We start from the raw sequence: 14,907 nt of genomic DNA, 5'->3' as shown, positions 1-14,907 counted from the left end.
GTAAAATGGGTTGTGACCCAATTTAATTATGTTGTCTAAGTCAAACTACCAAGGCTTTGTATTCTAGTGTGGATAAATATTCAAAAATAAAAAAAACCACCCGAAGGTGGTTTTTTGAGTCGTACTCGTTTTACAAGGTACAACGCGAACCGAATTAACGGTTGATGTCGCGTTGAGTGTAACCTGTGTAAAGCTGACGTGGACGACCGATTTTGTAAGGACCGCTGTGCATTTCTAACCAGTGGCTGATCCAACCAACTGTACGTGCAAGTGCGAAAATTACAGTAAACATTTCTGTTGGGATACCAATCGCTTTAAGGATGATACCTGAGTAGAAGTCTACGTTAGGGTATAAGTTACGCTTGATGAAGTATTCATCAGATAACGCAATACGCTCAAGTTCCATTGCAAGAGCGAGTTGTGGATCGTTGATACCTAAGTCGTTAAGTACTTCGTCACAAGTTTGCTTCATTACAGTCGCACGTGGGTCATGGTTTTTATAAACGCGGTGACCGAAGCCCATAAGCTTCACTTCTTTAGTCTTCACTTTTTCCATGAAGTCTGCAACGTTTTCTACAGAGCCGATTTCGTCAAGCATCTTAAGAACAGCTTCGTTCGCACCACCGTGAGCAGGACCCCAAAGTGCAGAAATACCTGCAGAGATACATGCGTATGGGTTAGCGCCAGTAGAACCGGCTAAACGTACAGTTGAAGTAGACGCGTTTTGTTCGTGGTCAGCGTGAAGCGTGAAAATACGATCCATAGCGCGTGCATGAACAGGGTTAACTTTGTAGTCACGGTCTGCTGGTGTAGCAAACATCATGTACAAGAAGTTTTCTGCGTAGCTTAAGTCGTTACGTGGGTAAACGAATGGTTGACCAACTGTGTACTTGTAGCTCCAAGCCGCTAAAGTAGGAATCTTCGCGATTAAACGAATCGCTGTGATTTCACGGTGGTTAACATCTTCGATGTCCAAATTGTTGTGATAGAACGCAGATAACGCACCAACAACACCAACCATGATTGCCATAGGGTGAGCATCACGACGGAAACCGTTATAGAAACGCTTAACTTGGTCGTGAACCATAGTGTGGTTGCGAACTTTTGCGTCAAAATCAGCTTTTTGTTCTGCAGTTGGAAGCTCGCCATTTAATAATAAGTAGCAAGTTTCTAAGTAGTCAGCTTTAGTTGCCAATTGGTCAATTGGGTAACCACGGTGTAAAAGAATACCTTTGTTACCATCAATAAATGTGATTTTAGACTCGCAAGACGCTGTTGCCATAAAACCAGGATCAAAAGTAAAGTGACCTGCCGCCAACACATCCTTAACGTCAATTACATCTGGGCCTAATGTGCCGCTGTAAATTGGTAATTCAATTTCTTTTCCATCAAGCTGTAATACGGCTTTTTTGCCAGTTGCTTCAGACATTCAATAGATCTCCTGTCCTGGTGAATGTTGATCTGACTCGAAGTATCAATCTTTTAATGCGCAAGTCAGACGGATTAAAAATTTGCTCTAAGATTAGAGAGTACTGAAATTTTGTCAATTATACTTATGGATTAAGTAGACGACTATTTATAGAAAAAGTCGAAAAAATTCCAGTAAAAAAATCAATAAAATCACAGCACAGCCGCCGTATCATAAGTCAAAATTTGTCGGATGTGCAGAAAAAAATCATCAATACGGATTAATTGTAAGCAATTTTAAATGCTGGTTTTGGTGTGCTATTTCTTTAGCAGGATTCAGTCCAATACTTAAATTTATCTAATTCTCATAACTTACACGTTTTTACATACACGGTAGGGTGGTCAGATTATTTGTAATAGGCAGTAAGTCTGGTATTTAAATTCGATATTGATTGATCAAAAAATGACTGATTAAACTCCTGAAAATAGTCATAACCCATCATATTTTGAGTGGGAAATGATGAAATCTTTGTGAATAAAGCGCGGTTATTTATCCATACAGATACAAAAAATACTGGATAAGTCATTCATTCGCATGATGATTATCATTTTTAATATTTATTTAGGTGTGGTGTTTAAAGTAAATATAAGTTGTATAAATAGATTGAGGTATGTGCCGACATTAAAGTTTAATCCATGATCAGGTGTACCTTGACCAAAGCAAAGTGATGGGCTGTCTGGATCTAAGAGTCTTGTGTTGTGGTTGTAAATTGCTGCAAACAGTGGAGTACACACATATATAGTGCTGCTACTTATATATAAGTATGTGAAAACCCGAAGAACATCTGAAAAACAAAGTACAAATTTATCTTTAGTCTAAATATTCTAAAGCCACTGATTGTGTCATCAAGAGTTTTCACTTTAATAATTTGTTTAAAAACATAGATTTATGTTTGATTGTGTGGTTGTGGATGGTAATTGGTTTGTCTTTATACTTGTTAATGATTCTTATTTAAGGGTTTTTTAGCCAAAAAGCCGAGTAGAGTTGTTTGTATTTTAACAGTTGACGTTTTATAATTCAGTGTCGTTTTAAGGTTAGGCATGAATTTGCCTGACAATGCCAGCTTTCCTTCGAATTTATTCCAACAAACTCCGGATGGAGTTTTTACTTACAGGATGCCCGCTGTGAAAAGCAACAGACCTGTCAATTTGTCCATGGGTCAAGTTTTAGAAGTAAACTTAAAATCGCCCGTGGCTATTGCATCAATTCTACACCGTCTTTCTGGTGTCATCGTATTTTTACTCGTACCGGTACTTTTATGGTTGTTAGACAAGTCTTTGTCTTCACCTGAAGGTTTTGCTCAAGTTCAAGAAATTTTTAACGGTTTCTTTGTGCGCTTTATCGTATGGGTATTTGTAGCCGGCTTAATCTATCACTTCATTGCTGGTGTTAAGCACTTACTTGCTGACCTTGGTTTTGCAGAAGAACTGCAAAGTGGTCGCATTGCAGCTACTATTTCATTGATCTTGTCTGCTATCGGTATCGTTGCAGCATTTGTATGGATTGTAATCTAATGAAAAGTGCTACAGGTTTAACGGGTTCAGGTTCTCGCGATTGGTTTATCCAACGTATTAGTGCTGTTGTTCTTGCTGTTTATACCGTTGTGGTATTTGGTTGGATTCTTCTTAACGGTGGATTCAACTTTGAACAGTGGTACGGCTTTATGATGACATTACCAATGAAGATTATGTCTTTATTGGCAGTCTTATCTCTTGTTGCACATGCTTGGATCGGTATGTGGCAAGTATTCACTGACTATGTGACTACTCGTCAAATGGGTCCTTCAGCTTCAGGTTTACGCCTAGTGCTGACTTCAGCAGTGATTATTGCTGTTTTTGCATACGCAATCTGGGCAATCCAGATTTTCTGGGCGAATTGATAGGAAAATATCATGGGCGCGATTAACCCTAAAGAAGATTATACAAATATTCCACACCAATTCTTTGACGCAGTCATCGTTGGTGGTGGTGGTTCAGGTATGCGTGCATCTTACCAACTTGCTCAAGCAGGTTTGAAAGTTGCGGTATTGACTAAAGTATTCCCTACACGTTCACACACTGTTGCAGCGCAGGGTGGTATTGGTGCATCTCTTGGTAACATGCAAGAAGATAACTGGCACTACCACTTTTACGACACGGTAAAAGGTTCTGACTGGTTGGGCGACCAAGACGCGATTGAATTCATGACGCGTGAAGCGCCACAAGTGGTTTATGAATTAGAACACTTGGGTATGCCATTTGACCGTAACGCAGACGGTACAATTTACCAACGTCCATTCGGTGGTCACTCTGCAAACTACGGTGAAAAAGCAGTTCCACGTGCATGTGCTGCAGCTGACCGTACAGGTCACGCACTTCTTCACACGCTTTATCAAAGCAACGTGAAAATGGGCACTCAATTCTTCGTAGAATGGATCGCTCTTGATTTGATCCGTAACGAAGCTGGCGATGTACTAGGTGTGACTGCAATTGACCAAGAAACAGGTAAAATCGCAGTATTCCAAGCGAAAGCGACATTGTTTGCTACAGGTGGTGCAGGTCGTGTGTACCGTGCATCTACAAACGCATATATCAACACTGGTGACGGTCTTGGTATGGCTGCGCGTGCAGGTATTCCATTACAAGATATGGAATTTTGGCAGTTCCACCCAACAGGTGTTGCGGGCGCGGGCGTATTGTTAACGGAAGGCTGTCGTGGTGAGGGTGGTATCCTTCGTAACGATTCAGGCGAACCGTTCATGGAGCGTTATGCACCAACTTTGAAAGACTTGGCGCCACGTGACTTCGTATCACGTTCTATGGACCAAGAAATTAAAGAAGGTCGTGGTTGTGGTCCAAACAAAGACTACATCTTGCTTGATATGACGCACTTAGGTGCAGACACAATCATGAAGCGTCTTCCATCTGTATTTGAGATTGGTAAGAAATTCGCGAACGTTGACTGTACTAAAGAGCCAATTCCTGTTGTGCCTACAATCCATTACCAAATGGGTGGTATTCCAACCAATATTCATGGTCAAGTGGTTGTTCCAGAAAGCCGTGAAACTCAAGAGTTGGTTGCGAACTACAACGCAGAAACTGATACATATACAACCAACGCGGGTGACCGTGACTTTGCTAAACCAGTAAAAGGTTTCTATGCAATTGGTGAGTGTTCATGTGTATCTGTACACGGTGCAAACCGTTTAGGTACAAACTCATTGCTTGACTTGGTTGTATTTGGTAAGGCTGCTGGTCAACACATCATTGAGTATGTGACTAAGCAACATGATGGTGAGTACGAACCACTTCCAACAACTGTACTTGAAAATACTGTGAACCGTATTCGTAAACTTGACGAATCGACTTCAGGTGAAAACGCTCAAGAAGTTGCTGATGCAATTCGTAACATCGTTCAAGACCACGCAGGTGTATTCCGTACTTCAGCATTGCTTGAAGAAGGTGTTAAGCAAATTCTTGCGCTTGAACCACGTGTTCGCAACATTCATTTGAAAGACAAATCTAAAGTATTTAACACTGCACGTGTAGAAGCTTTAGAAGTTGAAAACTTGTATGAAGTTGCTAAAGCGACACTAATCTCAGCTGCTGCACGTAAAGAATGTCGTGGTGCGCATACGGTTGTAGACTTTGAGTTACCACCAGATCACCCAACTTATTCTTATGGTCGTCGTGATGATGAGTGGATGAAGCATACTTTATGGTTCTCTACAGATAACCGTCTTGAGTACAAACCAGTACGTTACAAGCCGCTTACTGTAGCTGCTATTCCACCTAAACCACGTACATTCTAATTGGGAGAAGTAAGATGAGTAGAGGTACTCGTACATTTAATATCTACCGCTACGATCCTGATAAGGATAAAGCACCGTACATGCAAACTTTTAAGCTTGAATTGACTGATAAGCACCGTATGTTGCTTGATGCACTTCTTGAATTGAAAGTACAAGACGAATCTTTGACATTCCGTCGTTCATGTCGTGAAGGTATTTGTGGTTCTGATGGTGTAAACATCAATGGTAAAAACGGTTTAGCGTGTCTTTGGAACCTAAACGATTTACCAGAAGTGATCACAATTCGTCCACTTCCAGGTCTTCCTGTAATTAAAGACTTGGTTGTAGACATGAATCAGTTCTACGATCAGTATAACAAGATTCATCCGTTCTTGATCAACAACCAACCTGCGCCACCAAAAGAGCGTTTACAATCTCAAGAAGAGCGTGAGCATCTTGATGGTTTGTATGAATGTATTCTTTGTGCATGTTGTTCAACTTCATGCCCATCATTCTGGTGGAACCCAGACAAGTTCTTGGGTCCTTCAGCGTTGTTGAATGCATATCGTTTCATTATCGATTCGCGTGATACTGCAACTCAAGAGCGTTTGGCTCGTCTTGACGATCCATTCTCTTTGTTCCGTTGTAAAGGTATTATGAACTGTGTATCTGTATGTCCTAAAGGCTTGAACCCAACTAAAGCAATCGGTCACATCCGTAACATGCTTTTAGATATGGCTGGCTAATAGACTGCGTGATCAGTTGAAAAAAGCACACCTAGGTGTGCTTTTTTTTGTGCCAAAATTACGATAAAAGTCGTGTGATAAGTTGCTTGTTTTTGATGAGTACGTAAATGAAAAATGTTGCATGCAAAGAAGTGATTAAAAAGTGAGTATTTGATATTTTTTAGGTATAACTGTTGGATAAATAGACAAAAACAGCATTTAGCCGACTAAAGTTGCACACAATTGTAATCCAGTGCTGCTATTTTGTTGTAAAGCATGGGCAAATGCCAAGTTTAGCTGCAATATTTATTTTTAGATGTTATCATGTAACGTGTAAGTGAGAGGGCAGATTGAGAGATGTGCTCTCTTTTATTTTATCTGAAATAGCGGTGTTGGACTTTGGTCTAAATTGCATCTGTTTTTTAAATAAAGCACCATATGTTAGATGAAAATAGAATCAGTGTATTTCGCCAATTTATAGGAGGTATGTGTCAAAAAAATCAATTGCATTTCTGAGATCATGTTACGATTAACAAATGACTATATCTGAAAAATGTTGAATTTTTGTACATTTTATCAACATTTTAAGTGCAAATGATGTGTTATTAAATCAGGACTATTGCAGAAAAGTCGTATTAGAAAAGCTAAGACTGAGCACTTATTTTTTCTAAAACGATTTTGCAAAAAATTGCTCGGCTTGGGTCGAGTATATAAATGAGTGATGATGCCAATGAGGGCGTTATGATTCATAAATGACATTGGGTTTTCCTAATGTAGTGATAACGCCTCATGACATATGTCAACTGGGGACTAATGTCATGTTACCAATTTGACATTATCAATCATGGGTTTTGCTTAAAAAGCATCCTGGAAAATGTTTTTGCAATAGGAAATGGGTCCACAAATGCAAGAAGTTGCTGACGCACTGCGTCTTGACACTGAACTTTCCGCTGATAGTGCAGCGTATATTGAAGAACTTTACGAGCATTATTTGACGTCACCGGAATCAGTCGGTGCTGATTGGCGCGAATATTTCGATAAATTCCCGAAGGGTGATCAACCACACAGTAATGTACGTGAGCAATTCCTTTTATTAGGTCGTAATTCAAATCGCGTTCAAGCCATTGTTCAAGGTTCAGTGAGTTCTGAACATGAACAACGTCAAATTGGCGTGTTGCAACTGATTGCTGCTTACCGTAACCGTGGTCACCAAAAAGCAAAATTAGATCCACTAGGTTTGGCAAAACGTGAAGACGTGCCAGATCTCGATCTTGCTGCACATGGTTTAACCAAGTCTGATTTAGATACTGTTTTCCATACAGGTAATTTGGAAATTGGTAAGTCTGAAGCAACACTAGGCGAAATGGTTGATGCCATGCAGGCGATCTACTGCGGTTCAATTGGTGCAGAATACATGCACATTGTTGATACCAAAGAAAGACGCTGGATTCAACAACGCTTAGAAAGCGCACGTGGTAAGTTCACATTTACTGCAGATCAAAAGAAACACGTTCTTGAACGCTTAACAGCAGCTGAGGGTCTAGAAAAATATCTAGGTAATAAATACGTTGGTGCGAAACGCTTTGGTGTAGAAGGCGGTGAATCATTTATCCCTATGGTGAATGAAATCATTCAACGTGCGGGTGCTGTTGGCTGTAAAGAAGTCGTGATTGGCATGCCACACCGTGGTCGATTGAACCTGCTTGTGAATATCATGGGTAAAAACCCAGCAGACCTATTTGGTGAGTTTGAAGGTAAGAGCTTGCATAAAAAAGGTTCTGGCGACGTAAAATATCACCAAGGTTTCTCATCTAACGTGATGACTCCAGGTGGTGAAGTGCACTTGGCACTTGCGTTTAACCCATCACACTTGGAAATTGTTGGTCCAGTGGTTGAAGGTTCTGTTCGTGCACGCCAAGTACGTCGTAAAGACATTGGTGGTGATGACGTATTGCCATTAATCGTACATGGTGACGCAGCATTTGCAGGTCAGGGTGTGAACCAAGAAACCTTCCAAATGTCACAAACTCGCGGTTATACCGTAGGTGGTACAGTTCACATTGTGATTAACAACCAAGTTGGTTTCACAACATCTGACCCACGTGACGCGCGTTCTACAGAATACTGTACTGACATTGCAAAAATGATTCAGGCGCCAATTTTCCACGTGAATGGCGATGACCCTGAAGCTGTGATTTTTGTATCTCAATTGGCACACGATTTCCGTCACACATTCCGTAAAGACGTTGTGATTGATTTGTTCTGCTACCGTCGTCGTGGTCACAACGAAGCTGACGAGCCAGCAGCAACTCAGCCAATGATGTATCAAGTGATTAACAAAAAGACCACAACACGTACTTTATACGCTGACCAATTGGTGCAAGAAGGTGTGTTGGATCGTGCTGCGGCAGATCAAATGGTTGAAGACTACCGTTCTGATTTAGAAGCGGGTAATCACGTTGCGAATGCGTTGGTACTTGAGCCTAATACCAAAATGTTTGTAGATTGGTCTCCGTACTTAGGTCATGACTATACAGACGTTTGGGATACGACTTTCCCTGTTGAGCGTTTGAAAGAACTTGGTCAAACCATGCGTAAACTTCCAGAAGGTTTCGTAATGCAGCGCCAAGTTGCCAAAGTGATTGACGATCGCTTGAAAATGCAAACAGGTGAAATGCCACTAAACTGGGGTGCAGCTGAAACTTTAGCTTATGCAACTTTGTTGGATGAAGGCTATTTAGTTCGTTTGACTGGTGAAGACGTAGGTCGTGGTACTTTCTCACACCGTCATGCGAAATTGCACAACCAAGTCGATGGTAAAACTTATATTCCGTTATGCCATATCAAAGAGAACCAACCACGTGTTGCAATCTACGACTCTTTATTGTCTGAAATGGCAGTATTGGCATTCGAATATGGTTATGCAACGACACTTCCAAAGAGCTTGATCATTTGGGAAGCACAATTTGGTGACTTCGCAAACTGTGCTCAAGTGGTGATTGACCAGTTCATTTCATCTGGCGAAACCAAGTGGGAGCGTGTGTGTGGTTTAACGATGCTTCTTCCACACGGTTTTGAAGGTCAAGGTCCTGAGCACTCATCTGCACGTTTAGAGCGTTTCTTACAGCTTTGTGCGGAAGAAAACATGCAAGTGATGACACTAACAACACCTGCACAGATTTTCCACGCTTTACGTCGTCAGGCGATTCGTCCAATCCGTAAGCCAATGATCATCATGTCGCCGAAGTCTTTACTTCGTCACAAGTTAGCAGTGTCTAACCTTGATGAGCTTGCAACTGGTACATTCCAGACTGTGATTGATGAAATTGACAACATCAACAAATCAGACGTGACGCGTTTGGTATTGTGTGGTGGTAAAGTGTATTACGACTTGCTTGAAAAGCGTCGTGAATTAGAATTGAACAATACTGCAATTGTTCGTATTGAACAGTTGTACCCATATCCAGAACAACGTCTTGCTGAAGTTCTTGCTTCTTATCCAAACGTAAAAGAATTAGTTTGGACTCAAGAAGAGCCGAAGAACCAAGGTGCTTGGTTATTCATCGCGCCACGTTTATATGATGACGTAATGAAAACTGGTAAACAGATTCGCATTAGTTATGCGGGTCGTGAAGCATCTGCAGCACCAGCGTGTGGTTCACCATATTTGCATGCAAAACAACAAGCTCAGCTCATCAATGACGCGCTTGCGATCGTAGCTGAATAACAGGAGATTCGAAGTAATGGCAACCGAAATTAAAGCACCGGTATTTCCAGAGTCAGTTGCAGACGGTACGATTGCAACTTGGCACAAACAACCAGGTGAAGCAGTTTCACGTGATGAAGTGATCTGTGATATTGAAACCGATAAAGTTGTTTTGGAAGTAGTCGCTCCTGCTGATGGCACAATCTCTGCAATCATCAAAAACGAAGGCGATACAGTTCTTTCTGACGAAGTAATTGCTCAATTTGAAGCGGGTGCTGTTTCTGGCGCTGCTCAAACTCAAGCAGTTCAGTCTGAAGCACAAGTAGAGCAAGCTGCGGCGAAAACTGAAGCAGGCGCTGCGCCAGTTGTTGAGCGTGCACAACCAGTTGCTGACCAAGCACCAGCAGTACGTAAAGCGTTGACTGAAACAGGTATCAATGCTGCAGACGTTTCTGGTACAGGTCGTGGTGGTCGTATCACTAAAGAAGATGTTGCAAATCATCAAGCTAAACCTGCTGCTGCAGCTGCGCCATTAAGCGTTGCGGTAGGTGAGCGTATCGAGAAACGTGTTCCTATGACACGTTTACGTAAGCGTGTTGCAGAGCGTTTACTTGCAGCGACTCAAGAAACTGCAATGTTGACAACATTCAACGAAGTGAACATGAAGCCAATCATGGAAATGCGTGCACAATACAAAGACGCATTTGAAAAACGTCATGGTGCACGTTTAGGCTTTATGTCTTTCTTTGTGAAAGCTGCAACTGAAGCACTTAAGCGTTATCCAGCTGTAAACGCTTCAATTGATGGCGAAGACATCGTATATCACGGTTACTACGACATCGGTGTTGCGGTTTCTTCTGACCGTGGTTTAGTGGTTCCTGTATTACGTGATACAGACCGCATGAACTACGCTGAAGTAGAAAACGGTATTCGTGACTATGCTTATAAAGCACGTGACGGTAAGCTAGGTATTGAAGATATGACTGGCGGTACATTCACCATTACTAACGGTGGTACTTTCGGTTCATTGTTATCTACACCAATTCTAAACACGCCACAAACTGCAATTTTGGGCATGCACAAAATCCAAGAGCGTCCTATGGCGGTAAATGGTCAAGTTGAAATCTTGCCAATGATGTACTTAGCGCTTTCTTATGACCACCGTTTAATTGATGGTAAAGAAGCTGTAGGTTTCCTTGTAACAATCAAAGAATTGTTAGAAGAGCCAGCTAAACTCATCCTTGACCTTTAATTCTAAAGAATAAATCAGTGGGCTTGGAGCGATCCTCTAAGCCCATTTTTGGAGATAAAAATGTCTCAACAATTTGATCTTGTTGTTATTGGCGGTGGCCCAGGTGGTTATGAAGCGGCAATTCGTGCGGCTCAACTTGGCTTTAAAGTTGCGTGTATCGAAAAACGTATTCACAAAGGTAAACCATCTTTGGGTGGTACATGCTTAAACGTGGGCTGTATCCCATCTAAAGCATTACTTGATTCTTCACATCGTTATGAAGATACGGTTCATCACTTGGCTGATCATGGTATCACTACAGGTGAAGTACAGTTTGACCTTGCGAAGCTATTAGCACGTAAAGACAAAATCGTTGACCAATTAACTGGCGGTATTGATCAGTTATTAAAAGGTAACGGTGTTGAGTGGTTAAAAGGTACGGGTAAATTGCTTGCAGGTAAAAAAGTAGAGTTCGTTTCTCATGAAGGCGAAACTCAAGTTTTAGAGCCTAAGTATGTGATTCTTGCGACTGGTTCAGTTCCTGTAAATATTCCTGTTGCTCCTGTAGATCAAGACATTATTGTTGATTCTACTGGTGCATTAGAATTCCCAGAAGTGCCTAAGCGTTTAGGTGTGATTGGTGCAGGCGTAATTGGTCTTGAACTTGGTTCAGTATGGCGTCGTCTAGGTGCAGAAGTTGTTGTATTTGAAGCAATGGACGCATTCTTACCAATGGCTGACAAAGCTTTGGCAAAAGACTACCAAAAACTATTGACCAAGCAAGGTATGGATATCCGTATCGGTGCGAAAGTTTCAGGTACTGAAGTTAATGGTCGTGAAGTGACTGTTAAATATACCCAAGGCGGCGAAGACAAAGAACAAACTTTCGATAAATTGATCGTTTGTGTAGGTCGTCGTGCTTATGCTGAAGGTTTATTGGCAGATGACTGCGGTATTAAACTGACTGAACGTGGTTTGGTTGAAGTAAACGATTGGTGTGCAACTTCTGTTGAAGGTGTATATGCAATTGGTGACTTGGTACGTGGTCCAATGCTTGCACACAAAGCAATGGAAGAAGGCGTAATGGCAGTTGAGCGTATTCATGGTCATGCTGCACAAGTCAACTACGACACAATCATTTCAGTAATCTACACACACCCTGAAGCGGCGTGGGTTGGTTTAACTGAAGAGCAAGCGAAAGAAAAAGGCCACGAAGTGAAAACTGGTCAATTCGGTTTCGCGGTAAATGGTCGTGCTTTAGCTGCAGGCGAAGGTGCTGGTTTCGTGAAGTTTGTTGCAGATGCAAAAACAGATCGTTTATTGGGTATGCACGTGATTGGCCCTGCTGCGTCTGACATCGTTCACCAAGGTATGATTGCACTTGAGTTTGTATCTTCAGTTGAAGATTTACAATTAATGACATTTGGTCACCCAACCTTCTCTGAAGTGGTGCATGAAGCCGCTTTAGCTGTAGATGGGCGTGCGATTCACGCGATTCAGCGTAAACGCAAATAAAACTAAAAAGAGCGGCTTAGGCCGCTCTTTTTGCATTTGATGGTTGTATTTATGGGAATAATCATCTAAAAGTAAAGAGCATAGGAAAAACACCACACAAGGAAAGCAATATTAAAACTTCGGTTTGATATTAGTGGTGATAACTGAATAAAAGAAGTAGTAAAAGGTTAGTCAATGAATCTACATGAGTATCAAGCAAAAGCGCTATTAAAAAAATATGGTATGCCAGTACAAGAAGGCATTTTGGCCACGACAGCAGTAGAAGCCGTGCAAGCTTTCGAGCAACTGGGCGGTAAATTTGCGGTGATGAAAGCTCAGGTGCATGCAGGTGGTCGCGGTAAAGCGGGCGGCGTGAAGGTCGTAAAATCTGCACAAGAAGCAGCAGACTATGCCAATGAAATTATTGGTACACGCTTGGTCACTTATCAAACTGATGCTTATGGTCAGCCGGTAAACAGTATTTTGGTTGCAGAAGATGTCTATCCTGTAGAGCGCGAATTGTACTTAGGTGCTGTGGTAGATCGTTCAAGCCGTCGTGTCACCTTTATGGCATCTACCGAAGGTGGGGTTGAAATTGAAAAAGTCGCAGAAGAAACTCCAGAAAAAATTATTAAAGTAGAAGTTGATCCTTTAGTGGGTTTGTTGCCATTTCAGGCGCGAGAAGTTGCTTTCGCCTTAAAACTAAAAGATAGCCAAATCACTCAGTTTGTAAAAATTATGACTGCGGCTTATCAGGCATTTATTGATAATGATTTTGCATTGTTTGAAATTAATCCACTTTCAGTGCGCGAAAATGGTGAGATTTTATGTGTCGATGCTAAAGTCGGAATCGACTCTAATGCGTTGTACCGTTTACCTGAAGTATTGGCGCTGCGAGATAAGTCACAAGAAAATGAGCGCGAATTGCGTGCTTCAGAATTTGATCTGAACTATGTGGCTTTGGAAGGCAACATTGGCTGTATGGTCAATGGTGCGGGGTTGGCAATGGCAACGATGGATATTATTAAGTTATATGGTGGCCAGCCAGCGAACTTCTTAGATGTAGGTGGTGGTGCAACCAAAGAACGTGTGATTGAAGCCTTTAAAATTATTTTGGCAGATCACTCAGTCAAAGGCGTGTTAATCAATATTTTTGGTGGAATTGTACGTTGTGACATGATTGCAGAAGCAATTATTGCAGCGGTTCAAGAGGTAAATGTTACTGTGCCTGTGGTGGTTCGTTTAGAAGGAAACAACTCAGAGCTAGGTGCTAAATTACTGGATGAATCAGGACTAAAACTTATTTCTGCAAATGGCTTGTCCGATGCTGCAGAAAAAATTGTTGCTGCAGTGAAAGCTTAAGGAGAATCAGGCATGAGCGTATTAATTGATAAAAACACCAAAGTATTGGTTCAGGGTTTTACGGGTAAGAACGGGACTTTTCACTCAGCACAAGCACTTTACTATGGCACCAAAGTGGTGGGCGGTGTAACGCCAGGAAAAGGTGGTCAAACCCATTTGGAATTACCCGTATTTAACACCATGAAAGAAGCCGTACGTGAAACAGGCGCAGATGCATCGGTGATTTATGTACCTGCACCGTTTGTTTTAGATTCAATTGTAGAAGCAGTTGATTCAGGCGTGGATTTGATTGTGGTGATTACGGAAGGTGTGCCAACCATCGACATGCTCAAAGCCAAACGTTATTTAGAAACCAATGGCAATGGTACACGTTTAGTGGGTCCAAACTGCCCAGGTGTGATTACACCAGGCGAATGTAAAATTGGCATCATGCCAGGGCATATTCATCAACCAGGACGAATTGGCATTATTTCACGTTCAGGTACTTTGACCTATGAAGCTGTGGCACAAACCACTAAGTTAGGTTTAGGACAATCGACTTGTATCGGAATTGGTGGTGACCCGATTCCAGGTATGAACCAAATTGATGCTTTAAAACTGTTCCAAGACGACCCAGATACCGATGCGATTATTATGATTGGTGAAATTGGTGGTACAGCAGAAGAAGAGGCTGCGGAATATATCCAGTCGAATGTCAGCAAACCTGTGGTGGGTTATATTGCAGGAGTGACGGCACCTAAAGGTAAGCGTATGGGACATGCGGGTGCAATTATTTCAGGCGGTAAAGGCACTGCGGAAGAAAAATTTGCAGCCTTTGAGCGTGCTGGAATTGCTTATACGCGTAGCCCTGCAGAACTGGGTTCTACCATGTGGCAAGTATTAAAAGATCAAGGTATGCTTAAATAAGTCAAATTTTGAAGAGCTTGATTTTATTTAGCACTCAATCCCCAATATTGGGGATTTTTTTATGCTGAAAAATTAGCCACATTTGAGAGATAAAGTATATGATAAGAGTTAATTTGGTATGTAAGCGTCCGCTGAATCCCATACCTATTTTTTAATTCGATTTAGGTTTCCAGCAGTGCGGCAGCAATTCTTCAATTTGGGTCACTTTGTGTGTCGGTAACCTTTTCAGCACATCACTTAAATAGG

The 14,907-nt window shown here is 41.7% G+C and carries 11 protein-coding genes; 9 read left to right on the top strand and 2 right to left on the bottom strand.

Translation table 11 applies throughout. The features are described from left to right. Nucleotides 1-154: 154 nt before the first annotated feature. Nucleotides 155-1,429 (bottom strand): citrate synthase, encoded by a 1,275-nt coding sequence (gene gltA, locus ACEO2X_RS05725; RefSeq protein ID WP_371971203.1) that lies wholly within the window; start codon nucleotides 1,427-1,429, stop codon nucleotides 155-157. A 1,154-nt stretch (nucleotides 1,430-2,583) separates the two neighbouring features. Here gltA and sdhC point away from each other — a divergent pair. From sdhC to sucD, 9 genes are all read left to right on the top strand, one after another. Then, on the top strand, nucleotides 2,584-2,982 hold the full coding sequence (gene sdhC / locus ACEO2X_RS05720) for a succinate dehydrogenase, cytochrome b556 subunit (protein WP_026438062.1): 399 nt from the start codon (nucleotides 2,584-2,586) through the stop codon (nucleotides 2,980-2,982). Then, nucleotides 2,982-3,347 (top strand): succinate dehydrogenase, hydrophobic membrane anchor protein, encoded by a 366-nt coding sequence (gene sdhD / locus ACEO2X_RS05715; protein ID WP_004972200.1) that lies wholly within the window; start codon nucleotides 2,982-2,984, stop codon nucleotides 3,345-3,347. Before sdhC ends, sdhD begins: the two co-directional genes overlap by 1 nt. 12 nt (nucleotides 3,348-3,359) lie before the next feature. Next, the gene (locus ACEO2X_RS05710; RefSeq protein WP_371971201.1) at nucleotides 3,360-5,258 is read left to right on the top strand and encodes an FAD-binding protein; all 1,899 of its coding nucleotides are present in this window, start codon (nucleotides 3,360-3,362) and stop codon (nucleotides 5,256-5,258) included. 14 nt (nucleotides 5,259-5,272) lie between these two features. Then, nucleotides 5,273-5,983 (top strand): succinate dehydrogenase iron-sulfur subunit, encoded by a 711-nt coding sequence (locus tag ACEO2X_RS05705; protein WP_004972196.1) that lies wholly within the window; start codon nucleotides 5,273-5,275, stop codon nucleotides 5,981-5,983. Between the two features lie 883 nt (nucleotides 5,984-6,866). After that, nucleotides 6,867-9,689, top strand: a complete 2,823-nt coding sequence (locus ACEO2X_RS05700; RefSeq protein ID WP_371971222.1) for a 2-oxoglutarate dehydrogenase E1 component — start codon at nucleotides 6,867-6,869, stop codon at nucleotides 9,687-9,689. 16 nt (nucleotides 9,690-9,705) lie between these two features. After that, nucleotides 9,706-10,920, top strand: coding sequence for a 2-oxoglutarate dehydrogenase complex dihydrolipoyllysine-residue succinyltransferase (gene odhB, locus ACEO2X_RS05695; RefSeq protein ID WP_004972191.1), 1,215 nt, complete (start codon nucleotides 9,706-9,708; stop codon nucleotides 10,918-10,920). Nucleotides 10,921-10,980: 60 nt separating this feature from the next. After that, nucleotides 10,981-12,414 carry a dihydrolipoyl dehydrogenase gene (gene lpdA, locus ACEO2X_RS05690; protein WP_004972188.1) on the top strand — a complete coding sequence of 478 codons (1,434 nt, stop codon included), beginning with the start codon at nucleotides 10,981-10,983 and terminating at the stop codon, nucleotides 12,412-12,414. A 174-nt stretch (nucleotides 12,415-12,588) separates the two neighbouring features. Beyond that, nucleotides 12,589-13,755: an ADP-forming succinate--CoA ligase subunit beta gene (sucC, locus tag ACEO2X_RS05685; RefSeq protein ID WP_168418044.1), complete on the top strand. Its 1,167-nt coding sequence runs from the start codon at nucleotides 12,589-12,591 to the stop codon at nucleotides 13,753-13,755. Nucleotides 13,756-13,767: 12 nt separating this feature from the next. Continuing rightward, the gene (gene sucD, locus ACEO2X_RS05680) at nucleotides 13,768-14,661 is read left to right on the top strand and encodes a succinate--CoA ligase subunit alpha (protein WP_371971197.1); all 894 of its coding nucleotides are present in this window, start codon (nucleotides 13,768-13,770) and stop codon (nucleotides 14,659-14,661) included. 151 nt (nucleotides 14,662-14,812) lie between these two features. Here the strand turns inward: sucD and ACEO2X_RS05675 are convergent. Continuing rightward, nucleotides 14,813-14,907 (bottom strand): transposase domain-containing protein (locus tag ACEO2X_RS05675; protein WP_046889966.1); only part of this gene is annotated, 95 nt, incomplete at its 5' end.

Source organism: Acinetobacter sp. AL9 (assembly GCF_041464035.1).
GTDB classification, from domain to species: Bacteria; Pseudomonadota; Gammaproteobacteria; order Pseudomonadales; family Moraxellaceae; genus Acinetobacter; species Acinetobacter towneri.
This window is presented reverse-complemented; position numbering and strand designations above follow the sequence as displayed.

Excerpts from the sequence above, each read along its gene's own strand:
- odhB (WP_004972191.1), top strand. The coding sequence starts at position 9,706 with ATGGCAACCGAAATTAAAGCACCGGTATTTCCAGAGTCAGTTGCAGAC.
- gltA (WP_371971203.1), bottom strand. The coding sequence starts at position 1,429 with ATGTCTGAAGCAACTGGCAAAAAAGCCGTATTACAGCTTGATGGAAAA.
- ACEO2X_RS05710 (WP_371971201.1), top strand. The coding sequence starts at position 3,360 with ATGGGCGCGATTAACCCTAAAGAAGATTATACAAATATTCCACACCAA.
- sucD (WP_371971197.1), top strand. The coding sequence starts at position 13,768 with ATGAGCGTATTAATTGATAAAAACACCAAAGTATTGGTTCAGGGTTTT.
- sucC (WP_168418044.1), top strand. The coding sequence starts at position 12,589 with ATGAATCTACATGAGTATCAAGCAAAAGCGCTATTAAAAAAATATGGT.
- ACEO2X_RS05705 (WP_004972196.1), top strand. The coding sequence starts at position 5,273 with ATGAGTAGAGGTACTCGTACATTTAATATCTACCGCTACGATCCTGAT.
- sdhC (WP_026438062.1), top strand. The coding sequence starts at position 2,584 with ATGCCCGCTGTGAAAAGCAACAGACCTGTCAATTTGTCCATGGGTCAA.
- sdhD (WP_004972200.1), top strand. The coding sequence starts at position 2,982 with ATGAAAAGTGCTACAGGTTTAACGGGTTCAGGTTCTCGCGATTGGTTT.
- ACEO2X_RS05700 (WP_371971222.1), top strand. The coding sequence starts at position 6,867 with ATGCAAGAAGTTGCTGACGCACTGCGTCTTGACACTGAACTTTCCGCT.
- lpdA (WP_004972188.1), top strand. The coding sequence starts at position 10,981 with ATGTCTCAACAATTTGATCTTGTTGTTATTGGCGGTGGCCCAGGTGGT.